We start from the raw sequence: 21,695 nt of genomic DNA, 5'->3' as shown, positions 1-21,695 counted from the left end.
GTTTATAAAGAAATGGAGCGGGACAGAATTCATAATGAATTCGTAGTCCCGCCCCAGCACGGTTGACCAGGATTGAAAAAGCTTGGTATCCAGCGTACTTTCAATCCAGTCAACTACTGCCAATATAGCGTTTAGATCTTAAAAAATGATGTTACAGATGCTTGGTTTGTCGAAGCAATTTTAACGCTTATTTTTTGCAGTATCTATCACAGCATTAGATGTCGTTTACGAATCGTACCATCTTTGTGTGATACATTAACACTATAGCTGCACGCATTTGTCAAATCTACTAGTGTCAAATACATATTATGTCCTGCCCCTGTATCAATATCTATCATGCCGTTTTCAATATGGATTTCTTCTTTTGAATAACCCAATTTATAATTTGGCACATGGCCATGGATAATTGTTTTGCCTTTGATTTGATGCTGATTTAATGCTACTGAATGATGCGCAGTTACATGTTCACACTGCTGTTTATCTATGGGAACCCGCACATCGATACCAGCATGCACAAAAATGTATGAATCTAACACTTTGATATACGGCAGTCCACTCAAAAATTTATGCCAAGCCTGTGCCTCGCTATCCTGTCTTTCTAACCAACGTAATTCATGATTTCCAACAAGCGCTATAGCTCCTTTGTTGACTAATTTTTGAACTAACCGTAATGTTCCAACCGAATCTGGACCATTATTTACATAGTCTCCAAGTAATACGAGTTGGTCTGTTTCTGCATTATATACTGCCTCACTTAGTAGCTTGATTAAAGCATCTCCATGACCATGAATATCTGAGGCAACTAATATTCGTTGCGGCATACGCTTGTATCAACTCCTCTTGTACTGAGTCCATTACACATCTAAGACTGCTGGACACTGCTTTTTCGTTGGTAGACCTCTAACGCGATTAATATCACTGATGTAATACCAATGGACATCAATGCCATCGCCATACCTTGCGCAGAGTCACCTTGTTCAAACTGGCGATAGATAAATGTTGATGAAGTATCCGTATTCGGTGGTCGTAGCATCAATGAAGCGACTAATTCACGCATAGAAATACAGAATATTAAAATCCAGCCAGATATCATACCCGGTTTCAATAATGGTAATGTAATCGTTCTAAATAATGTCCAGCCACGACTACCTGAAATTGCAGCTGCTTCATATAAATTAGGGCTTAACGTTCTTTCCACATTTTTAATATTCTGTACGGCATATGGAATATAAAGTACAGTGTAAGCAACCACCAGAATAGCAATCGTATTATAAATAGGTAATATGTTGTATCGGTTATTCCAAAACAATATCAATCCAATCACAACAATAATACCCGGCACAGTATTTGGAAGCAGACTTGTAAAATCAATTAATCGACTTAGCATACTTTTGTGTTTTGTAATTAAGACACACCATAAACCAATGACAGTAGCCAATGTCGCTGCTATCGTTGCAAGCATGATACTGTTAAACAGTGCAATACCACCATTACCCATCAATACATTGATAAAATTATTAATTGTAAAATTGCTAAAATGAAAGCCAGCAGCTAACTTTTTCATAAAGGCACTGACAAAAATGCTCGCGTACGGTAAGACAATCGTCACAAACAATTCAACCACAACAAACGCATAGCATAGTATATTCCATGATGATGCTTTATGAATCTTTACTTGATGACCTTTACCAGAATCAGCTTGAATATTAGTACGCGTTTGAACCCATTGTTGGAATGCCCATACGGTCATGCTAACGGCCAATAACAAACTCGATAACAATGCCGCACGTTGAAAATCAATCGGCCAAATCGACGCACTGTGATGAATTTCTGAAGTAAGTACGTGAAAGCCAATTCGATTCCCCATTGTAACTGGTGTTCCAAACTCTCCAATTGTTTTAACAAATACTAATAGTGCCGCCATGCTGTAACCTGAGATAAATTGTGGTACGATGATTTTTCTAAAACGATACATAAACGAACCGCCATATATTTCAGCCGCTTCTTCTTGTGATTGATGTATTGTCAGTAAAGCATTTTTTAGCATGACATATAAAAATGGCGTTAAATGGCAACTCATAATAAGTACCATGCCAAAAAAGCTAAAGAAATACGGTGTTATATGTGCAAAGATAGGACTAATTTGCTCAAGCAAACCATTGCGCTGCATTGTCAGCATCCAACCCATAGCACCAATATATGGTGGCACCATGAATGGAATCATAATCATCATATCTAACCATTGATGTTTTACTAACGTCGTTTTAGTCATAATAAAACTTAATGGTAAGGCAATAACTGTACTTAGAATCAATACTGAAATACCTAAAACAATTGAATTCCATAATATTTTTAAGTGATAGCTTTCAAATAACTGTGATATATTACCTACAAAAGTATTTTCTTCAGACGGTACAAATCCTTTAAAAAGTATTAAACATAAGGGCATGATGATAAGCAAAAAGAGCACGACACTAGCTAATATTTGATTAGTTCTTAACATGAGTTTGTTTTGTGGCATATTATCTCATCAATTCCGTAAATTGTTTTAATACTTTTTCACTTTTGTCTGATAAATTTTCCCAATCATATTTATATTCTTTAATATCTTGACGTTTAGCTTTACCTTTTTTCTTTTCTGCAGCTTTATCTGCTGGAATTAAATAATGGTCATCCACTTGCTTTTGTCCTTTTTTACCAGTGACATAATCCATGTATTGTTTGGCCAGTTCTTTATGTTTTGATGATTTTAAAATAAATGCAGGTCTTGGTGAAATTGCTGTACCTGATTCTGGATATTTAATATCTACTGGTTCACCGTTCGCTTTAGCTTTATAGACCATGTAATCGACACCACCATAAACAACATCATTGTCGCCTTTAATAACTGATTCTAATGCTGGTTTATTAGCACCTGCTTGTTTCATACCATTGTCTTTTAATTTTTTATATTCATCCCAAGCTTTATCCCCTTCGTTATTCACTTTTATAGATAATAAATCTAAAGCAGTTCCTGATTCTGATGGATCTGGAATCGCAATTTTATTTTTATATTTAGCGTTAGTTAAATCCTTAACATCTTTAGGTGGTTGTTTTACTGCTTTGGTATTATATGACAAGCCTAATGCGCTACCGCTGAAACCGTAATAATAACCTTTGCTATCAATCCAATCTTTATACAATTTATTATGATTCTTAACTTTGTAAGGTTCGATTAAGCCTTTTTTCTTATAATCAAGTGCAGCAGGTAATGATGCGAGTTGTACGACATCCGCTTTCGGATTATCTTTTTCTGCTTCTAAGCGACCTAAAATTTCGCCCGTCGTCCCTTGAAAGACTTCTACTTTTTTGCCACTTTCTTTTTCAAATTCTTTTACCATATCTTTGACTAAATCATCAGGTCCAGCTGCATAAAGAACCAATTTATCTTTACTACCAGAACTTGAGTCGGACTTGTTATTGCCGTCTTCTGATTTATTTTGACATGCCGTAAGTACTAAGACTGCCGCTATCGTTAAAACGAAATATTTGATTAACTGTTTCATTTTTTTATTCCCCCAAATGAATAAAGTAGTTTTTTGGTATATCAAATGTTAAATACACTGTATCTTCAATATCATGTAATTGCGTATCATAAAACATCACAGTTTCATTAGCGAGTTGTGCAGTATATTGATATCTTTCTCCTGTAAAATGCATTGTCTTAATGATTGCTTGATTTTCTTGTTCTTCAGCATGTACATGGATATTTTCAGGTCGAATCAATAAACCATAGGTACCTTCTTTTATCTCATCATTCACTGGCAACTCTAATCCCTGCTTATTAGTAAAAATATGCGTTTGAACTTGCCCTTCAATATAGGTTCCTTTGCCAATAAATGTTGCAACCTTTTTACTTTGTGGATTGTAATACAATGATTCGGGCGCGCCTTGCTGAATAATCTTGCCATCACTCATCACAGCAATTTCGTCTGACATCGTCATAGCTTCATATTGATCATGTGTCACAAAAATAGCTGTCATACCATAGGTCTTAATCAGCCGCTTGATGAGTAATTGCATGTCTTCTCGTAACCCTGCATCTAATGCCGATAAGGGCTCATCCATCAAAATTAATTTCGATTGTGAAATAATTGCTCGCGCCAATGACACCCGCTGTTGTTGACCACCAGATAATTGATGAATTGCTTTATCATGTTGATCCGCTAACTTCACTTCTGCCAAAGCAGCCATAACCCGTTCTTTCAATTGATTGGTATCTTTCTTTACCTTTAGTGGATAAGCTACATTTTGAAACACTGTCATATGTGGCCACAGCGCAAAATCTTGAAAAACCATACCTAAATCTCTATCTCCCGGTGCCATAAAAGCGTGTTGCTGTGACGAGAAATACACATCGTCATCATTAGTAATCACACCATTATCCGGTGTTTCCAAGCCAGCTATCAATCGCAATAACGTCGTTTTCCCACAGCCAGATGTTCCTAATAGTGACAAAAATGTTCCCTGTTTTACAGTCAAATCAATTCCTTGAATGACTTGTTTTGAATTAAAGGACTTTGTAATATCACGTAATTCTAAAACCACTTTCTCACCTCTTTCACTTATAACTATAGGAAAAGATTGTTAACGAAGTTTAAATATAATATTAACGTCTCCTCAAAAAAGTATATGTAAGCTATATAGATGTATAGATAAAATTTATATTTTGGAGTGTTAACCGATGAATACAAAACAAATGCTTATTTTTAAACATTTTGTGGAATATCAAAATGAAAATATGGTCGCAGAAAAACTGAATATTACACAACCTACTGTCACATTTCACCTTAAAAATTTAAATCAACGCTATGGCACACCGCTATATCATAAAAAGGGGAAGCATTTTAAACTCACTGAAGCTGGAGAATTACTATTTCGTAACAGTAATAAACTATTGTATTTAATGCAGGAAACAGAAGATATTTTGGAAGACTACCGGCAGTCTAAGCGTGGCACTTTAAAAATCGGCGCAAGTCATGCACTGGTTTATCACATTTTGCCGCATATACTTAAAAACTATCTTCAAGCTTACCCGCATATTCAAATTGATTTGATAGTTGATACTGCACCCAATATTATAGAAAAGCTACGTCATCGAGAAATAGAAATCGGTGTTATTTCAGAAAAAGGCTTTTATGACGACGATATCAAAGTCAAGCGCTTTACTGATAACCCTTTAATGGTCGCAATGGATTGCCACCATCCACTCGCAGCTCAAGAACATTTAACATTGACCGATATTACACAGTATCCGTTTATATTACATAGCGGGGGTTCTACTAGACAAAGTATTGAAGAATGGCAAACAGAAAATTTTGTGGATTTACCAGTACGTATGCAAGCCAATAGCGTAAGTAGTATTTTAGAAATGTTGAAAGACGCAGATTATTTAAGTCTAATTAGTGAGCGCGCATTAAGTAACAATCCATACATCACCGCTAAAACACTTCCCCATGCACCCGCTCCTAGACACATTTCATTAATTTATCGTGAGGATCAATATATGACACCTATTATTCAGAACTTTATATCATTAATGTACGAAAGTTAACATGCATTTTAGATAAAAATCAAAACGAGTCATCATGTTTAGAAAAATAAGACACCATCGTCTCATTTAATAAACACTACTAAATTAAATGAACGAGGTGTCTTATATATAAAATCGATCACGTAACGCAACATACGCTATCAATAGATATTGCCGTTTTCATACATTCAAATCATACCTCTTACTATCATAAGGATATTGAGGAAATCCTGCTCGAAGAAAAGATTTTTTGCTGTAATTTTGCACTAGACCTCACTGTCTGTCTAGTAATTATCAAATATCAGATTTGTTTTAAGTTGATCACGTTGCTCGTGTATACCTAAATCATTGAGCTTATTAACGATGTCCTTTTGAGCTTTTTTGGCTTCTGCTTCTGTTTTCACTTTAGTTGATATTTCAACGATATTTTGATTTTTTACATCCCAATTTTCAATTTTAATATCATGATTATTGATAGTACCTTTGTGACGTTCGAAATGAACTGGACCAATTAATGTTGGTTGTGTGATTGCTGCAAGCTTATTTTTGTATGGGCTCGTGGCAAATGATTTAAATAATGTTAAGCTTTGAGCTGCATTAGGCATTTCTAACCCTTTTAAATCTGTATCTGCTTTGGCTTCCTTTGTTACACTTAGTGTTTGACTATTCTCGCCATACTCAACTTCAAACTCGTCACCATTGTAACCGTCTGCTTTCGCTTGTTTAATTGCTTGATCTACTTGATTATTTACGATTGGATAGCGTTTTTTGTACTGTAATGCATATTTTTTATCCTTTTCACTTTTTCGCAGTCTATATGTGACTTTATCTTTGTAATTTGAACGTTCTTTGTTATCCAGAAAAGCGACGTTAAAGTCTTCATCTTTATCTTCAGAACCCAGTGCTTCTAAAACATCATGTTTAATATGACGATTATCTTTGACCACTTTATCACTATCGACATATACTTTTACCTCATATTGATCTGCTGCAGCATATGTATAGTGATGTGTAATACCGCTGCACATCAATAATACTGTTGTAGCTATACCCACTTTTAAACCTTTCAATTTCATATACATTCCTCCTTTAATACTAATGATAGAAGAATAATATGACCTCAGTTTAAGATTTTTGTTAAATCACCACTAATTTTTATAAACATATTCTATAGTTATATTTATTATGCCGCGAATGCATTTCTAATTATTTAAGCGTGTCTTCCATTTTTGTGATAAAAGTCAGTATAGAAGCAAATTGCACTGTTTGATATAACGTGATAAATTTTTAAAGGGAGTTGTTTATATATATGAAAATTAAGATGTATATTTTTTCTTTATTGATTTGTTTTATTGGATTCTTTGTCACATATTATTTGTTTGAATTAATCGTAGGTAACCCTATTACAGTTGGGGAAGGTTTAGTAGGCGCTCTAGGATTTACATGTGTTATTGGTATTTTTTCACTCTTGTCTCTTTTTTTAAAAAGAAATAACGATAAATAGTTCTGTTAAAAGTGATTACCATGAATACGCAAACGCTATCGGTTTCTACTAGGAGCATTTTCCACGTCTATGTTTCATGTGAAACTTTATTATTTTCTTACTAATTTTGGGCTAGACAACTACTGCCAATATATAGTTCATAGCATCAAACATAATTATGTTTCAAACTGATTTTATTCATAATATAACTAACGGTTGAAAAAAGAAGTAAAAACATTTGCTCTTCAGTTGATGTTAAGTAGGTTACAATTACTGCTATAAGGAATATAATTACATAGCCTAGCCATTGATTGTGCACCATATTCATTATCAATTTAGTACTATAATTACACGTAGCAATAAATGTTATCACATACAGTGCAATCACAATTATACTAGGTATTTCAAACTGGTAGTGCTTAACTATTTTTAAGCCTAACCCTAGCAGCACAATCATTGGAAATAGTGCAAAATAAATAAACTGACTACTTGGAATATCAATACTTTCTTTAAATTTTTCCATATTAAAATCTGGTTTATCTTTTTCTTGCATAAACAAAGTATTGATATGATTGATTTGTTGCATCGTACGCCTGATATATAAATAAAAAGGTACCATCATTATCATGAATAACACATTGATACTAATATACTGCAACCATGATTGTGTATTTATGAAGTCTTCAAGCCACACATCTAACTTGTGATTTAGACCAAACATGTAATAACAGCCTAGCGTAACGAATATAACTAACATCATGCTGTATTTACCTTTCATGGTTGTTCCTCCTTTAAATTTAAGGTGCGTCATAACACACTTTGAATCTTCATTACCTTCATGATTGCAGTCAATGCATATCGTTTCTATCAGCTGATTCGTCATTTATTATGCTGATTCATCTCTTTTGTCCATCTAAGTACAAAGACAATAACAACAACACCAAATATTGTCGCAAATAACCAATCTTGCTTTACAATAAAGACAATTGTCGAAATAACAAAAACCATGGCAATAAGCATTCTTAGTACATTTTTAGACATCGTTATCCTCCTTTGATGAGAGACTTTAGCTTAATCATATGCTTTATATCTAACGCTGAACATTTGAATTCAATATAAAGCATGTACTTTTCCATTTAAGTATAAGATATATGCAACTCGTATGTTGTGACTTAAATCATAATACATACAATTGTCATTTTATATTTACATAAATTACAAATAAAAATGGAAAGCATATTTTCAATCCCGTCAACTACTGACAATATAGCGTTTAGCGCCTAAAAAAATTATATCCTAGACTTATTTTAATCCCTATAGCTATGCGAATACCTCAGACAATTCAGTGGTGGTATAATGGGCAGCACTATCTTTAAACTTATGTATTGCGTGTCTCATGTATGTTTGCTGTTCATCTTTACTTAAACACTGCCAACCCAACCTTCTTCGCTCAATCCAACGACTAAACTTCCTTTAATAACACACCTTCACAGTAATATTGTAAAACCAATTACACCCTTTTCATAATAAGTCCACAAAATAATTTAAAGCTAAAAATCATACACATGTTAAATTAAAATTTTATTTTAACAATCCTGATATTTAAGAATTAGTTAAGAATTATTAATAGTTAGTTAATGTGATTTTGTATATTTTCTTCGTATGATTAAGCATGTAAACATCACAAAGAAAGAAGGAATAGATTATGAAATTAAAAACTTTATTATTATCAACAGCACTTGCAACATCACTATTATTAGGCGCATGTGGAAATTCAAATCATGACAGTGATACAAAAAAAGATGAGAAAAAAACGGAAAGTCAAAAGTCTAACCATACAACTGCAGAAAAAGGAATGTTTAAAGGAGAAAACAAAGAAACCGTTGAAGGAAAGGCAATGATTAAAGACAACAAATTAATGCTGACAGACTTCAAATCTTCAAAAGGACCAGACTTACATGTCTATTTAACAAAAAATGGTGATATTAAAACCGGTAAAAAAATCGATGCAGTTAAATATGATGAAAAAGAACAAACATTTGACTTAAAAGGCATCGATGTCAAAGCGTACGATACAGTAACGATTTATTGCGATAAAGCACATGTTGTATTTGGAAATGCCAAAATAAAATAACAACATCCTTTTAATAACATATAGATTAATCATACAACTGATGAGATAGACGTCTATCATTAAGGCATGCTATCTCATTTTTTAACAGCAAAGGAGACAAACACGATGACAAACACGATAACAAACGCCATGACAATGACATGGAAGATCATCATACTTTTACTTAGAATGGGCAGTGGTTTCGTTATACTAAAGCAAGGCTATGAAAAATTGACGGGAGGTTTTGCCGTTGATGGGCTTGTTCCCGTTATTAAAGAAAATCAAGATTCCCCAGAGTGGTATAAATACTTTTTTGAACATGTCGTCGCACATCATTTAGACCTATTTCAATGGATGATACCCATTGGTGAAATCGCCATAGGTCTAGGCTTATTATTTGGCGTTCTATCTTATACAGCTAGCTTTTTCGGTACATTTGTGATGTTAAATTACATTCTCGCAGATATGATATTTACGTATCCATTACAACTATTTTTCTTTATAATATTATTAATGAATAAAGAAACATTACAATCTCTTGAATTAATGCATTTCTTTAAGAAAAAACAATCAAGGAATGATGTAAATGGAAAGAATCGCCATCATTGATGATGAACCTGATATTAGAGACATATGTAGAACATACTTTGAATTTGAAGGATATGAAGTGTTGACTGCTTCAAATGGTCAAGAAGCATTAGATTTGCTCGAACAAGACGTGGACTTATTTATTCTAGACATCATGATGCCAGAGAAAGATGGCTATGCCGTTATAAAAGAAATGAAGGCTAGACAATTAGATATTCCTTATATTTATCTTACCGCTAAGACAACAGAATCAGATACGATTTATGGCTTAATGTTGGGTGCAGACGATTATGTCAAGAAGCCCTTTAGCCCTAGAGAACTTGTAATTCGAGCTAAAAACATCTTATCTCGCACGGTTAAACATTCATCCGCACAAACACTATCTTTTGGGGCATTAACACTTGATAACTTAACTAAAACAGCGACAATTAACAACGAAACTATCACGCTTAGAATTAAAGAATTTGATTTACTTTGGTATCTTGCAACCCATGAAAATGTTGCATTATCTAAAACAGATTTACTCGAACAAGTATGGGGTTATGACTATTATGAGGATATGAACACGCTTAATGTTCATATTCATCGTTTGCGAGATAAATTAGAACAACATCACTATAAAGACTACATCATTTCCACTGTTTGGGGACTTGGTTATAAGTTCCACAGGGGGTATTAAATGACGATACGTAAACAACTTATTATCTCGTTTTTTACATCGATCACGTTTTCAACTCTATTTTTATTTGTACTCAATGAATTAATGTGGTTTGACATGACGCAGACACTGCTACTTACGCTGTTCTCTCTTATTTCAAGTATGGTTACAATGATGATCGCTATGACTTTTTCAATACCCACCATTCATAAGATTGAAAAGTTAAACCATGAAACACAGAAAGTAGCCAATGGCAGCTTTGAAATAGAGCCATTAGATATTCAATCACCTTTAGAATTAAAAGAGTTAAATGATTCATTTGAAACCATGGTCACCAAAGTACGCGAGCAGATGGAACGCATTAAGAGTGAAGAAACTGAAAAAATTCATATGGTACAAAATTTAGCACATGATTTAAAAACCCCGTTAGCTACAATTAAATCGTATTCTGAAGCTTTAAAAGATGGTGTCATAAACACAGAAGAACGACAACAACATGCTTATAAAGTATTAATTTCCCAATCAGATAGATTAAGCCATATGTTTGATGATTTAACTACAATGATGACAGTAAGCGGCCATTCACAAGACCTTGGTTACTTACAAATCGATCAATTATTATTGCCAATCTTAGAAGCTTATCAGCAACAAATAGAACAGCAACATCGTGAACTTATTGTAGACGTAGAAAAAGGCATTCCTCGCTTCTTACAAGACGGAATGGCTATTGAAAGAATCTTATCAAATTTTTTAGATAATGCTCTAAAATTTTCTAAACTAGAAACACCTATTGTTGTCACTGCTAAGAAAGTCGATACGACGCATGTGTCGATTGCAGTCACTGATCAAGGCTGCGGTATCGCTGAGCACCATTTAAAACGCATATTTGAACGCACATATCGTATCGAGCACTCACGTAACCTCAAGAGTGGTGGCTCGGGTCTTGGATTATACATTGCTCAAATGCTTGCTCATCAAATTGATGGTCATATTACGGTGGATAGCAAGCTCAATGAAGGTACAACCATGACGCTAACTTTTAACACACACAAGAGTAAACTTAGCTGATATCCTTAAAACTTTCACTAGCTTAGTTAGCAGCTGTAACAGGTACATTTATCTTTTTTATTTAGACATCCTTTAGTATACCCGCACACAAACGTCAGTGTAACCTAATAACAGTTTGAGGCATAAATATAACGGATTAAAAAAAGAAGCCCATGGGACTGGACATCATTATGTTTTAGGCTATGAACGTTATATTGGCAGTAGTTGACTGGATTGAATATGGCTGGATACCAAGCTTTTTTCAATCCTAGTCAATCTTGCCTTCCGTTGTTTATGCTGGATGATGTATTGATTTAAAAGTAAATGCACCATCTTCATAGTCAAATTTTAAGATACAGCAGTTCGTAAATTTCATTTCACTTGCTTCCGCTAATGGTAAGCATGTATGCGTAAATAAAGATAAAACATCCCCATGACTTACGACTACAACGTTATGCTTGTTCGTTTCATTAAGTATTTCTTGTAATGTATTAACTGTTCGTTGTTGTACTTCATCTGCCGTTTCTCCACCATAGTCTGCAAAGAATGAACCAAAATCTATCACACTATCATGTGGCGGATTTAACAGCTCAGACTCACCTTCATATATACCATAATTCCATTCTTTAATGCCTTTCAATCGTCGATAATTTTCATTAGGGAAAATAATTTCTAATGTATCCGAAGCACGTTCTTGCGTTGAAGAGAATAACTCATAGTCACTTAAATTTAATTGATTAAAGTATGTTTTGGCTAGCGCTGCTTGTTGTTTTCCTAAATCCGTTAATGGTGAATCAGATGCGCCTTGGATTTGACACTTTTTATTAAATATTGTTTGTCCATGTCTAATTAAATATAATGTTTTTTTCATATCAATACCCCTTTAAGTCCTATTTTTTATTTTAGTATCGCCCTATCTGTGTGAAAAATGCTTGATGCCTAGTTTTTCAATCCAGATAGAGCATAAAATACCCTATCCACAATGCACTAAAGCTTAAACCTGTAACCAGTGGTTGTTGTCAAATTCAACATGATCTGGCTTAGCATAATCCGTAATCATATAATCTATTGCTTTAAAATCATTAATGACAAAAGATGCGTTATTATCACGTTTAGTACTATCTGCAACCAAGAAGGTTTCACTACTCTTCTGAAGCATCATGTTACTCACTAAAGCCTCTTCTAAATCATATTCATAAATTTGAGATGTATCAAAAGCGCCACAAGATAAAAATGCTTTATCAAATTTAAATTGTTGTAATACTTGATTTGTTAATGAACCACGTACAACATCTTGCTCTGTGTTGGATATTCCTGGAAGCATAATAATCTCTGCTTCGATGCGTTGTTCCTCAACTGCTTTATTTAATTCCATAACAGTCATAAATGAATTTGTAACAAACGTACAATTTGATAGATGATTTAAATACTTGGGAATACGGCCTATCGTTGTTCCTCCATCTAGCACGATAATTTCTGCATTATTAATAAACTGAGCTGCTCGCATTGCTAAACGCTCTTTAACTTGCGCTTGCTTTTCCCATTTATTTGTATAAGACTGCTCTTTATTCAAATAGTTATATTTGACCGCACCACCATGTATTCTTGTCACTTTTTTATCTTCTTCAAGTGTTTCTAAATCTTTTCTAATGGTCTCGGGTGTAACTTCAAAATATAATGCTAAATCGCTCACAAATACCTTTCCATGCGTAGCAATTCGCTCACAAATCACTTCAAGTCTCGATTTCTTTTTATACATGCAAATGAACTCCTATCTGTGCTAGTTTCATTTTCCAGTGTCCCTTATCCCATCTTCGAATGATTAATATAAAGCGCACACCTTCTTCAAAAATATTTATTAATATAATACCAATATATCCCCAGCCTAAGACAAATGCTGTAAGATAAGATAGCGGAATTAACAAACACCAAGTCGTTATGACATTCACGCATACTGGATAGCGAACATCTCCAGCGACGTTAAGTATATCGACAATAAAGTTATTAATCGCTCTTATAGGCTCCAGTGCAATAAACAACATTAAATACGATAATGTTAAATGATACACACTGTCATCACCTGAGATATAGCGCCCCAGACTATAGAACACACCAACAACCGCAACCATAATGACTGCTGAACGCAACACATTGATGGCTAAACCCTTGTATACACTACGATGTAATACATTGAATTTCCTGCGCGCAATTAATTTCCCTAAATATATTTGACTAGCTAGGCTATATGCCATCGCAACGCAAAATGATACATTGCTAATAGCGACTGTTAGTGATTTAGCTGCCAGAACTTCGGTTCCTAACACCGCAATAAAGGCCGTCGTAATCGTCTGTGCAAAGTTATAAGAAATTTGTTCACCAGCACCTGGTAAACCCAGTAAAATTACTTTTTTAGTCATGAACATATTTAACTTTAAAAACTTTGCCTGTGGTTTATATTTTTTAATTAAATAATAGCCTCCATATAGCAATCCCAACAATCGACTCATCAGTGTGGCAACAGCTACAGCTAAAATAGGGTTACCTACATAATCTGTAAAGACAAACAAGATGCAACAACTTAATATGATATTGATGATATTAATACCTACTGTGATTTTAGCTGCAATGTTAGCCATATATAAAATTCTTAATATCGTGCTGACCAGCATCTGAGCTGTTGTAATAGCAAAACCAAGTAGTAAGATCACGCCAAATTGATACGTTAGTTCAAAAATGTCTTGTGAAACCTGCATAAGCATCAAAATCCAGCGATAACAAATAAGTGCAGTAATCCCAAGTAACGCTGAAAGCACTAAATTCAATGTCAGGCTATGATATAGTTCCGATTTAATCGCTGTCATATCCCGTTCCTTTTGATGTACTAAGCGAATAGAAACACCCACATGGACAATCGTAATCACAAAAGTCAACAGTGTTAGTATTTGGGTACTTATCCCTGATACTGCAATCGCTTTGGTATCATAAGCACTCAGCATAATCACGTCAGCTTGACCCATCAACATCATAAACAGTTGCTCTATTAAAATAGGAACATATATCTTTTGAAAACGAGATTTAGAAACACTGGTCATATTCTACAATCTTTGTTTCATATGGTTTGTTTGGTGATAATTCAATTAAACGCGCGCCCCTAGTAATATCACCATAGCAATGAAATCCGCTGATGCGACCATAATTTAAATGAATGCCATAATGATTGAAGCTAAAATCATTGTCATGATCATGACCACAAAACATGCCTTCAATATTGCCAGAATACAACATTTGTGCGAAAAGTCCTGAGTTCATTGTTGGACAACCTATCTCCTCATTAAAAATACCGTGATACAATTTAGTTTGTGAAATGGCTTGATATTCTGGTATAGGAATATGCGTAAACAACAAGTTATGCTTAGGCATGATTTGATCTTGTTGCTCATAATAGCGTTCTACTTCAGCAATCCATGCCACATGGTCTGGGTGAATATAAGCATATTGACCAATAGCAGTTGTGCTATAATCTCCGCCATCAATAACGTAAAGCAAATGTGATAACTGGTCATTGTCATATACTTCTAACACATATGCTTCTTTATCATTAACAATCTTCGAATGCTTCTTACATGCATAGTTGTTTGCAAGCTCGGCTTCAATTTGTCTTAAATCACTGCGACTTAAATGATTTTCTGTATCGTGATTACCAAATGTCGTCGCAATGCTAGTGTCAAATTGATTTAAAAATTCAATCAGATTTCGGTATACCTTTTCAGAATCCATCACACCTTGAGACCATATTTGATCACCCGTAAACATACATAAGTCTGGTTGATATGTGGTAATGAGTTGTTCAAGCAATTGATACGTCTGTTGATCTTTGTCATTATTTTTCGGACTTAAATGTAAATCTGTAAATTGCATGATTTTGAATTTTGACATTGTCTATACTCCTTTATTCTTTGGTCGAACCGATATTAACACCTTTAACAAAGTGTTTTTGGACAAACGGGAAAAGTAACAGTACAGGAATAATTAGCAACACAATCATTGCCATTTGTAGTGAGTCCCCTGTAATCGTAATGCGCTCAATCATTTGATATGCACCTGACTTTTGTTTCAACGCATTGGCGATAGAATCCTGGCTCGTCAACATATCTTGTAAGACGGTTGCCAATGGCTTTAACTGCGGATTTCTAACAAAGAATGCACCTGTAAACCAATCATTCCACTGACTTACCGCATTAAAGAGTGTAATTGTCGCAATAACAGGTTTACTCATCGGCAAGATGATTTTCCAAAATATTTGCCAATCATTACAGCCATCTATACGTGCCGCTTCAATCACACTAATTGGTATTTGATTGAAGAACGTACGCATGATTAAAATGTTATACACGCTGTATAGCGATGGAATAATATAAACCCAAAATGTATCTGTCAGGCTTAGTTGATTCAATAAGATATATAATGGCACTACACCTGCACTGAATAACATCGTAAAGACTAAGAAAAAAGAAATCGTTCTTCTAAACGGTAGCGACTTAATCGTTAATGCGTACGCAGCCATAGCGGTTAATATAACGCTAAGCACTGTACCAATAATCGTTTTAGCCAAACTAATAAACAACGCATTCAAAATGGTTCCTTGTTTAAATATTTCCTTAAAATTATCTAATGAGAACTGACGCGGCCAAAAGGTAATACCACCCTTTTGTGCATCAGCCCCACTATTGAAAGCTAATGCAATAATATTAATCATCGGCAACAGAATTGATAGTGCAAGGGTAATAATAATCACCCAGGAAATACTGCGAATAATAATACTGCTCCAATCTCGCTTGATTTTCATTCATTGTCATCCTTTAGAATCGTATTTTTTCGCCATTTTTTATTTTCTTTTCAATCATTTTTTCAAATTCTGGGAGACCAGCTTGGTCTAATTTCTTTTTCGCATCTTCTAAAATACGTTCAGACTCTTTGTCAGTTTTAGCATAATACGCGCGTTTTAAAGATTCATCGTATTCATCCAAGGCTATTTCCAATTCTTCACCTTTATCAAATTTTGGTAAGAAAGATTTAACTGTTAAACCATCAATAACTTTTGCATGCTTTAATTTTTCATCATAATGCCATGATTCGGCCATTTTCTCTGGATTTGTTTTACCTTGTTTTTTTCGAGCATTGTCGCCATACTCTCTTTCACCAAAATCATCTAGATTATCTACATCGGTAAGTCCTAAGTGGTCAGCCCAGTATGAACCTGCACCACGGAAACCTCTTTTTTTCGCTTGATCTGGATGTTCATCTATTTCTTTTAATACTTCTTTTTTCACAACAGGATTGCCTTTTTTGTCTAAATTATAATCGCGTCCCTTAATACCATATTCACCTAATAATTTCCCTTCACGACTGGCTAAGAAATCCGCTAACTTCACTACATCTTCAGGATGTTTTGTACTTTTAGGAATTGACCAACCGCCATATCCTGATTTATAAGACATTTCCATTTGGTACTTTCCTTTAACCGTGTTTAAAGGCCCTAGCGGAATGTATTTCATACTTTGGTTTTCAGTCACGTAATTGTGCAAATCTGACACAATGCCCCATGAACCATTTACAAGCCCTTCTTTAGCTTGGTTTTCAGACATAGTATAAAAGGCTTTATGCATCAATCCTTCATCCATTAATGACTTCACATATTTTACACGTTTCATGCCATAATCTGTATCTGATTCATGTTTCACCTTATCATGATCTATTTGGAACTTTTCATCTGCCCCACCAGTCCATACTAAGTCGTTATAAAAAGCCGTACGATCACTACCACCCCATGCTGTAGGTCCTATAGGTGTAATTTCTTTACCATTGTCATCTTTGAAGTGATGATTTTTAATTTTTTCAGCTAATGCTTTCATGTCTTTTGATGTTTTAATAGAGCTTGGATCTAAATTTAGTTGTTCTGCAATATCTTTACGAATATAAGGACCGCCAACTACTTTTCTGCCTGGATCACCTGGTTTACGGTTAATACCCATATGCACAAAATACGTCCCGTCTAAATCTTTAGGAAACATAATATTGTCACGCGTATCTTTAGGTAAATAATCTTTCTTTAAGTACTTTTTATACACATTTGTATCTTTGAGTAATGGTTTTAAATCTGTTAGTTGCCCTTGTTTCGCAGCTTTATTTAATACTTTCATTTCTGGACGACCACTATTATCTAAATAATACACAATGAAATCTGGTAAATCTCCAGAAGCTAGACCAGAAGTTAGCGCTTCTGTAGAGTCATTTCCCGATGCCGTTTGTAATTCAAGCGTAATACCAGTCTTCTTTTTTAATTCTTTTTCAATTTCTTTATTCATTTCTGGTGACACGTCATTCTTACTTTGAAAGACGAGCCCTTTTAGTTTGCGATCTGCAATCCATGTTTTAGGTTTTCCTTTAGCGTCTGCGCGTCGTTTCTCTTCATCTTCATCTTTGCCACAAGCAGTCACAAATACAAGTAGTAACACCAATAATAAAATACTCAATTTTTTTATATGTTTCATTGTCTTCTCCTTAATATAATGATGTGTTGAATTTTCTATCTGCAAAACGATTCACTACAATGACCAAAATCAAGCCAATCACACCTTGTAACAAACCAATTGCTATTGAATAACTGAAATCCCCTTGCTGAATACCAGTACGAATCACGAAAGTATCCAAAATTTCTGCGTATTTTGCATTACCAGGTGTTTTTAATAAGTAGATTTGATCAAAACCAGCTTTCAAAATATCCCCTAACGATAAGATGAATAAAATAATAATCGTCGGTGTCAACATCGGTAGTGTGATATGAATAATTTGCTGCCAACGATTAGCGCCATCAATTTTAGCTGATTCATAAATTTCAGGATTGATTCCCATTATGGCAGCAAAATAAATGATAGAGTCCCAACCCACGTTCTTCCATAAATAACTTGAAAACATAATTGTATGGAAATATTCAGGATTCATCATAAAGAATGTAGCGCCATTGCCACCAAATTGCTGAATTAATTGATTAATCAATCCACTATCAGGCGCGAGTACTTTTTGAAAAATACCAACAACAACAACCCAAGATAAGAAATGTGGAATATACATGACCCCTTGGAATAAGCCACGGAAGCGTCCTAACTTCTTCGTATGTGAGATTTCATTAAACATAATTGCCAGAGCAATCGGAAATGGCAAAGCGAGTACTAATTTCATTCCACTGATAATTAAGGTATTGATAATAATTTGGTAGCTTTGAGAATCAGAGAAAAATCGCTTGAAATATTTGAAACCTTCCCATTGTCCACCGAAAATCGTCGTATCAAAACGGAATTCTTTAAAAGCTAAGACCAACCCTGCCATTGGAATATAATTGAAAATTAGAAAAAAGAGGAGGCAAGGAAGCAACATAAGATACAATACTTTATGCTGCCAAATACGTTGTAGCAAAGTCACTTTATGCTGCTTAACTGGGTGTGCATGATTGACGTGTAGCGTTTCTTTCACTGTACTTACTCCAATCTGTTTGTTTTGTTATATACTGACTGTTTCTGAATTCATCGCTTGCTGCTGAGGCGTAACTAAGTCACCTGTTTCACGATCAAATAAATGACAGTCTGCTAATTGCATCCCTAAATGAATGGTTTCCCCTGGCTTTAAGTCCATTTGATTATCAGTAGAAACAACGATATGTGTTTCCCCATTCACGCAATGAATTAATTTTGTAGCGCCAATTAGTTCTACTAACGTCACCTGCCAATCTGGCAATTGTAATTCATAGTCTTTTAACGCAGCGCTTTCAGTAGAAAATTGAATATTTTCAGAACGAATACCTAAATTTAAAGCATTATGCTCAAATACTCCCAATACTTGAGCATCAACAACAAGTTGTTGATTGAACAACCAACTTTGATCTTTAATGTCTAACGGAATCATATTCATTGTTGGATTTCCAATAAATGTGGCAACAAACTGATTAATAGGATGATGATAAATCTCTTCAGGCGACCCAACTTGTTGAATCACACCATCCTTTAATAACACAATTTTAGTAGCCATTGTCATCGCTTCTGTTTGATCATGCGTGACATAAATTGTAGTAGCACCCATTTTCTTATGTAGCTTAATAATTTCCGTTCGCATATGCGTTCTTAACTTTGCATCTAAATTAGATAAAGGTTCATCCATTAAAAAGATTTTCGCATCACGGACAATCGCACGGCCAAGTGCTACACGTTGACGTTGACCACCTGAGAGTGCTTTTGGTTTCCTATCTAACAAATGACTAATTTCTAATATTTTCGCTGCATCTTGAATACGTTGATCGTATTCCTTTTTATGAATGCCGCGCATTTTCAATCCAAATGCCAAATTCTTGTACACAGACATATGCGGATATAACGCATAGTTTTGAAACACCATTGCAATACCACGATCTTTAGGTTGAACTTGATTTAATAACTGATCGTCTACATAAATCTCACCTTCACTAATTTCCTCTAATCCAGCAATCATACGTAATGTTGTAGATTTGCCACATCCAGAGGGCCCTACAAAAACAACAAACTCTTGATCATCAACTTCTAGGTTAAAATCTTTAACTGCATAATGATTCCCGTCATAAACTTTGTTCAAATGTTTGAGCGTTATCATATTTTCACTCCTTAAATGATCTTACAGTTAAATTCTAGAATGCTTTTGTTAATTAAATATATTTGTTTGATAAAAAAAGATTAAAGTCCAAATTTTTGATTATAAATTTTCAAAAATATTCATCTTACAAACCATTGAAATAACAGAAAAAATATCTATTTTTAAAACAAAGATTATTCAAAAATATTTACACTAGAATAATAAAATTCACATAACACTAACAAAACATATTGAAAACCCCGTTGACACTCATCAACTTGTGTCCTCACAATTATTTGGAAATAAGACAAACATAGAAAAGCCCTTTCATCTTGACCATCAAAAATAAATAAACTAATCATGATGGACTGGTTTGAACACTTAGATTCAATGTTTGATACTTTTATCCTTAAGTTTATAAATGTTTTTTTAATAATGAATTGGGATATATCACTTGTGAAATAAAAAATAATTAAGGAGTGTCTAATCATGTATAAAATTGCAATCGCGGGCGCAGGTGCCATGGGTGGACGAATTGGCGTTTCCTTAAAACAAGCTGGCTATGATGTCACGTTAATCGATGATTGGCAAGAACACGTCAATTGCATCAATGAAAATGGTATGGAAGTCCAAACAGAGATGGATACTTATACTGTCAATATTCCAGCAGTTCTAACTAAAGATGTATCAGGACAATTTGATTTAATTATCATCTTAACGAAAGCCATGCAATCTGAAAAAATGTTACAGCATTTACAAGAAGCTAATACAATTCACAAAGATACAGCAATACTAAGCATGATGAATGGGTTAGGTCACGAAGAACGCTTATCTAAATTAGTGCCATTATCTCAAATTTATCTAGCCGTAACGATGTGGACAGCAGGTTTAAGAGGCCCAGGACAGCTACTTTTAGAAGGTGAAGGTGCCATTGATTTACAACGTGCAGATGGCGAAAAAGATTCTCGAACTGAAGTTATATTAAACATGCTCAATACATCTGGCTTAAATGCACAAATCAGTTCTGACGTCTTCAAATCCATTTGGTCTAAAGCAACTTTGAATAGCGTGTTAAATCCTTTATGTACCATTTTAGATAAAACGATTTATGAATTTGGCTGTTATGAAGATGCGCAAGATATGATTACGCCAATTGTTGACGAGATTATATCGGTAGGACAGGCAAAACATATTGACTTAAATCGACAAACGCTCTTAGACAAAATTGAAGCCTCTTATCCAAAAGAAGCACAGGGCCTACATTACCCTTCAATGCATCAAGATTATAATAACGGCCGCTTAACAGAAATCGACTATCTTAATGGTCAAATCGTTGAATATGGTAAAGTATTTAATATTCCTACACCTACAAATGCATTAATCACCCATCTTATTCACCAATTAGAAATGAAAAATCACTAACTATACCTATTCCTTGGCGATTGATTGCAGTCAAATCATTGCAGTTCATAATACAACTCACAATGCTTGTTCCTTTCTCTCTGTTGGGGGCCTACCCCAACTTGCTTTGCTTGTAGAATTTCTTGTTGAAATTCTCTCTGTTGGGGCCCCACCCCAA

Annotated in this window: 22 protein-coding genes; 7 read left to right on the top strand and 15 right to left on the bottom strand. The window is 34.4% G+C overall.

Features of this window, described 5'->3' with window-relative positions; translation table 11 throughout:
• Positions 1–206 precede the first annotated feature (206 nt).
• The 4 genes from HMPREF2597_RS02925 to HMPREF2597_RS02910 are packed head-to-tail and all read right to left on the bottom strand — an operon-like array spanning position 207 to position 4,587.
• Positions 207–821: a metallophosphoesterase gene (locus HMPREF2597_RS02925; RefSeq protein ID WP_002479110.1), complete on the bottom strand. Its 615-nt coding sequence runs from the start codon at positions 819–821 to the stop codon at positions 207–209.
• Positions 822–862: 41 nt separating this feature from the next.
• Positions 863–2,521 carry an ABC transporter permease gene (locus tag HMPREF2597_RS02920; protein WP_002479111.1) on the bottom strand — a complete coding sequence of 553 codons (1,659 nt, stop codon included), beginning with the start codon at positions 2,519–2,521 and terminating at the stop codon, positions 863–865.
• A gap of 1 nt (position 2,522) precedes the next feature.
• Positions 2,523–3,545, bottom strand: coding sequence for an extracellular solute-binding protein (locus tag HMPREF2597_RS02915; RefSeq protein WP_002479112.1), 1,023 nt, complete (start codon positions 3,543–3,545; stop codon positions 2,523–2,525).
• Between the two features lie 4 nt (positions 3,546–3,549).
• Positions 3,550–4,587 (bottom strand): ABC transporter ATP-binding protein, encoded by a 1,038-nt coding sequence (locus HMPREF2597_RS02910; RefSeq protein ID WP_002479113.1) that lies wholly within the window; start codon positions 4,585–4,587, stop codon positions 3,550–3,552.
• A 136-nt stretch (positions 4,588–4,723) separates the two neighbouring features.
• On the opposite strand from HMPREF2597_RS02910, the gene HMPREF2597_RS02905 reads away from it, so the two are divergent.
• Entirely contained in the window at positions 4,724–5,593 is an 870-nt protein-coding gene (locus HMPREF2597_RS02905; protein WP_070817146.1) for a LysR family transcriptional regulator, read from the top strand.
• Between the two features lie 263 nt (positions 5,594–5,856).
• Here the strand turns inward: HMPREF2597_RS02905 and HMPREF2597_RS02900 are convergent, their stop codons facing one another.
• A complete protein-coding gene (locus HMPREF2597_RS02900) occupies positions 5,857–6,648 on the bottom strand; it encodes a hypothetical protein (RefSeq protein ID WP_002479115.1) in 792 nt (263 codons plus the stop codon).
• A gap of 233 nt (positions 6,649–6,881) precedes the next feature.
• On the opposite strand from HMPREF2597_RS02900, the gene HMPREF2597_RS02895 reads away from it, so the two are divergent.
• Positions 6,882–7,076: a hypothetical protein gene (locus HMPREF2597_RS02895; protein WP_002460876.1), complete on the top strand. Its 195-nt coding sequence runs from the start codon at positions 6,882–6,884 to the stop codon at positions 7,074–7,076.
• Between the two features lie 145 nt (positions 7,077–7,221).
• On the opposite strand, the gene HMPREF2597_RS02890 is transcribed toward HMPREF2597_RS02895, so the two are convergent.
• A complete protein-coding gene (locus HMPREF2597_RS02890; protein WP_002479116.1) occupies positions 7,222–7,833 on the bottom strand; it encodes a hypothetical protein in 612 nt (203 codons plus the stop codon).
• Between the two features lie 101 nt (positions 7,834–7,934).
• Positions 7,935–8,096 (bottom strand): hypothetical protein, encoded by a 162-nt coding sequence (locus HMPREF2597_RS12690; RefSeq protein ID WP_002479117.1) that lies wholly within the window; start codon positions 8,094–8,096, stop codon positions 7,935–7,937.
• A 664-nt stretch (positions 8,097–8,760) separates the two neighbouring features.
• Between HMPREF2597_RS12690 and HMPREF2597_RS02885 the strand changes: the two genes are divergently transcribed.
• The 4 genes from HMPREF2597_RS02885 to HMPREF2597_RS02870 all read left to right on the top strand — a co-directional run bounded on the left by HMPREF2597_RS02885 (position 8,761) and on the right by HMPREF2597_RS02870 (position 11,482).
• The gene (locus HMPREF2597_RS02885) at positions 8,761–9,189 is read left to right on the top strand and encodes a DM13 domain-containing protein (RefSeq protein ID WP_002479118.1); all 429 of its coding nucleotides are present in this window, start codon (positions 8,761–8,763) and stop codon (positions 9,187–9,189) included.
• Positions 9,190–9,318: 129 nt separating this feature from the next.
• Positions 9,319–9,777 (top strand): DoxX family membrane protein, encoded by a 459-nt coding sequence (locus tag HMPREF2597_RS02880; RefSeq protein WP_037540730.1) that lies wholly within the window; start codon positions 9,319–9,321, stop codon positions 9,775–9,777.
• Positions 9,755–10,435: a response regulator transcription factor gene (locus HMPREF2597_RS02875; RefSeq protein WP_002479120.1), complete on the top strand. Its 681-nt coding sequence runs from the start codon at positions 9,755–9,757 to the stop codon at positions 10,433–10,435. The genes HMPREF2597_RS02880 and HMPREF2597_RS02875 overlap by 23 nt, the downstream gene beginning before the upstream one ends.
• Positions 10,436–11,482 (top strand): sensor histidine kinase, encoded by a 1,047-nt coding sequence (locus HMPREF2597_RS02870; protein ID WP_002479121.1) that lies wholly within the window; start codon positions 10,436–10,438, stop codon positions 11,480–11,482.
• Between the two features lie 271 nt (positions 11,483–11,753).
• Here HMPREF2597_RS02870 and HMPREF2597_RS02865 read toward each other — a convergent pair whose 3' ends face one another.
• The 8 genes from HMPREF2597_RS02865 to HMPREF2597_RS02830 form a co-directional block, all read right to left on the bottom strand.
• On the bottom strand, positions 11,754–12,332 hold the full coding sequence (locus HMPREF2597_RS02865) for a histidine phosphatase family protein (RefSeq protein ID WP_002460886.1): 579 nt from the start codon (positions 12,330–12,332) through the stop codon (positions 11,754–11,756).
• Positions 12,333–12,455: 123 nt separating this feature from the next.
• On the bottom strand, positions 12,456–13,220 hold the full coding sequence (locus HMPREF2597_RS02860) for a DeoR/GlpR family DNA-binding transcription regulator (protein ID WP_002460887.1): 765 nt from the start codon (positions 13,218–13,220) through the stop codon (positions 12,456–12,458).
• The gene (locus tag HMPREF2597_RS02855; RefSeq protein WP_002460888.1) at positions 13,213–14,553 is read right to left on the bottom strand and encodes an MATE family efflux transporter; all 1,341 of its coding nucleotides are present in this window, start codon (positions 14,551–14,553) and stop codon (positions 13,213–13,215) included. Before HMPREF2597_RS02855 ends, HMPREF2597_RS02860 begins: the two co-directional genes overlap by 8 nt.
• Positions 14,537–15,397 (bottom strand): metallophosphoesterase family protein, encoded by an 861-nt coding sequence (locus tag HMPREF2597_RS02850; protein ID WP_070817145.1) that lies wholly within the window; start codon positions 15,395–15,397, stop codon positions 14,537–14,539. The genes HMPREF2597_RS02855 and HMPREF2597_RS02850 overlap by 17 nt, the downstream gene beginning before the upstream one ends.
• Positions 15,398–15,410: 13 nt before the next feature.
• Positions 15,411–16,307: a carbohydrate ABC transporter permease gene (locus HMPREF2597_RS02845; RefSeq protein WP_002460890.1), complete on the bottom strand. Its 897-nt coding sequence runs from the start codon at positions 16,305–16,307 to the stop codon at positions 15,411–15,413.
• Between the two features lie 13 nt (positions 16,308–16,320).
• Positions 16,321–18,012, bottom strand: a complete 1,692-nt coding sequence (locus HMPREF2597_RS02840) for an extracellular solute-binding protein (RefSeq protein ID WP_002479124.1) — start codon at positions 18,010–18,012, stop codon at positions 16,321–16,323.
• Between the two features lie 10 nt (positions 18,013–18,022).
• Positions 18,023–18,991 carry an ABC transporter permease gene (locus HMPREF2597_RS02835; RefSeq protein ID WP_002479125.1) on the bottom strand — a complete coding sequence of 323 codons (969 nt, stop codon included), beginning with the start codon at positions 18,989–18,991 and terminating at the stop codon, positions 18,023–18,025.
• A gap of 27 nt (positions 18,992–19,018) precedes the next feature.
• Positions 19,019–20,137: an ABC transporter ATP-binding protein gene (locus tag HMPREF2597_RS02830; protein WP_002479126.1), complete on the bottom strand. Its 1,119-nt coding sequence runs from the start codon at positions 20,135–20,137 to the stop codon at positions 19,019–19,021.
• Positions 20,138–20,605: 468 nt separating this feature from the next.
• On the opposite strand from HMPREF2597_RS02830, the gene HMPREF2597_RS02825 reads away from it, so the two are divergent.
• Positions 20,606–21,538, top strand: a complete 933-nt coding sequence (locus HMPREF2597_RS02825) for a ketopantoate reductase family protein (protein WP_002479127.1) — start codon at positions 20,606–20,608, stop codon at positions 21,536–21,538.
• Positions 21,539–21,695 lie beyond the last annotated feature (157 nt).

This window comes from Staphylococcus sp. HMSC063A07 (genome assembly GCF_001836955.1).
In the GTDB taxonomy this organism is placed as follows: Bacteria; Bacillota; Bacilli; order Staphylococcales; family Staphylococcaceae; genus Staphylococcus; species Staphylococcus lugdunensis.
This window is presented reverse-complemented; position numbering and strand designations above follow the sequence as displayed.

What these genes read in the sequence shown, in the direction of transcription:
- HMPREF2597_RS02905 (WP_070817146.1), top strand. Translation starts at nt 4,724, where the DNA reads ATGAATACAAAACAAATGCTTATTTTTAAACATTTTGTGGAATATCAA.
- HMPREF2597_RS02895 (WP_002460876.1), top strand. Translation starts at nt 6,882, where the DNA reads ATGAAAATTAAGATGTATATTTTTTCTTTATTGATTTGTTTTATTGGA.
- HMPREF2597_RS02855 (WP_002460888.1), bottom strand. Translation starts at nt 14,553, where the DNA reads ATGACCAGTGTTTCTAAATCTCGTTTTCAAAAGATATATGTTCCTATT.
- HMPREF2597_RS02915 (WP_002479112.1), bottom strand. Translation starts at nt 3,545, where the DNA reads ATGAAACAGTTAATCAAATATTTCGTTTTAACGATAGCGGCAGTCTTA.
- HMPREF2597_RS02825 (WP_002479127.1), top strand. Translation starts at nt 20,606, where the DNA reads ATGTATAAAATTGCAATCGCGGGCGCAGGTGCCATGGGTGGACGAATT.
- HMPREF2597_RS02880 (WP_037540730.1), top strand. Translation starts at nt 9,319, where the DNA reads ATGACAATGACATGGAAGATCATCATACTTTTACTTAGAATGGGCAGT.
- HMPREF2597_RS02885 (WP_002479118.1), top strand. Translation starts at nt 8,761, where the DNA reads ATGAAATTAAAAACTTTATTATTATCAACAGCACTTGCAACATCACTA.
- HMPREF2597_RS02865 (WP_002460886.1), bottom strand. Translation starts at nt 12,332, where the DNA reads ATGAAAAAAACATTATATTTAATTAGACATGGACAAACAATATTTAAT.
- HMPREF2597_RS02890 (WP_002479116.1), bottom strand. Translation starts at nt 7,833, where the DNA reads ATGAAAGGTAAATACAGCATGATGTTAGTTATATTCGTTACGCTAGGC.
- HMPREF2597_RS02840 (WP_002479124.1), bottom strand. Translation starts at nt 18,012, where the DNA reads ATGAAACATATAAAAAAATTGAGTATTTTATTATTGGTGTTACTACTT.
- HMPREF2597_RS02925 (WP_002479110.1), bottom strand. Translation starts at nt 821, where the DNA reads ATGCCGCAACGAATATTAGTTGCCTCAGATATTCATGGTCATGGAGAT.
- HMPREF2597_RS02850 (WP_070817145.1), bottom strand. Translation starts at nt 15,397, where the DNA reads ATGTCAAAATTCAAAATCATGCAATTTACAGATTTACATTTAAGTCCG.
- HMPREF2597_RS02900 (WP_002479115.1), bottom strand. Translation starts at nt 6,648, where the DNA reads ATGAAATTGAAAGGTTTAAAAGTGGGTATAGCTACAACAGTATTATTG.
- HMPREF2597_RS02870 (WP_002479121.1), top strand. Translation starts at nt 10,436, where the DNA reads ATGACGATACGTAAACAACTTATTATCTCGTTTTTTACATCGATCACG.
- HMPREF2597_RS02845 (WP_002460890.1), bottom strand. Translation starts at nt 16,307, where the DNA reads ATGAAAATCAAGCGAGATTGGAGCAGTATTATTATTCGCAGTATTTCC.
- HMPREF2597_RS02860 (WP_002460887.1), bottom strand. Translation starts at nt 13,220, where the DNA reads ATGTATAAAAAGAAATCGAGACTTGAAGTGATTTGTGAGCGAATTGCT.
- HMPREF2597_RS02875 (WP_002479120.1), top strand. Translation starts at nt 9,755, where the DNA reads ATGGAAAGAATCGCCATCATTGATGATGAACCTGATATTAGAGACATA.
- HMPREF2597_RS12690 (WP_002479117.1), bottom strand. Translation starts at nt 8,096, where the DNA reads ATGTCTAAAAATGTACTAAGAATGCTTATTGCCATGGTTTTTGTTATT.
- HMPREF2597_RS02830 (WP_002479126.1), bottom strand. Translation starts at nt 20,137, where the DNA reads ATGATAACGCTCAAACATTTGAACAAAGTTTATGACGGGAATCATTAT.
- HMPREF2597_RS02920 (WP_002479111.1), bottom strand. Translation starts at nt 2,521, where the DNA reads ATGCCACAAAACAAACTCATGTTAAGAACTAATCAAATATTAGCTAGT.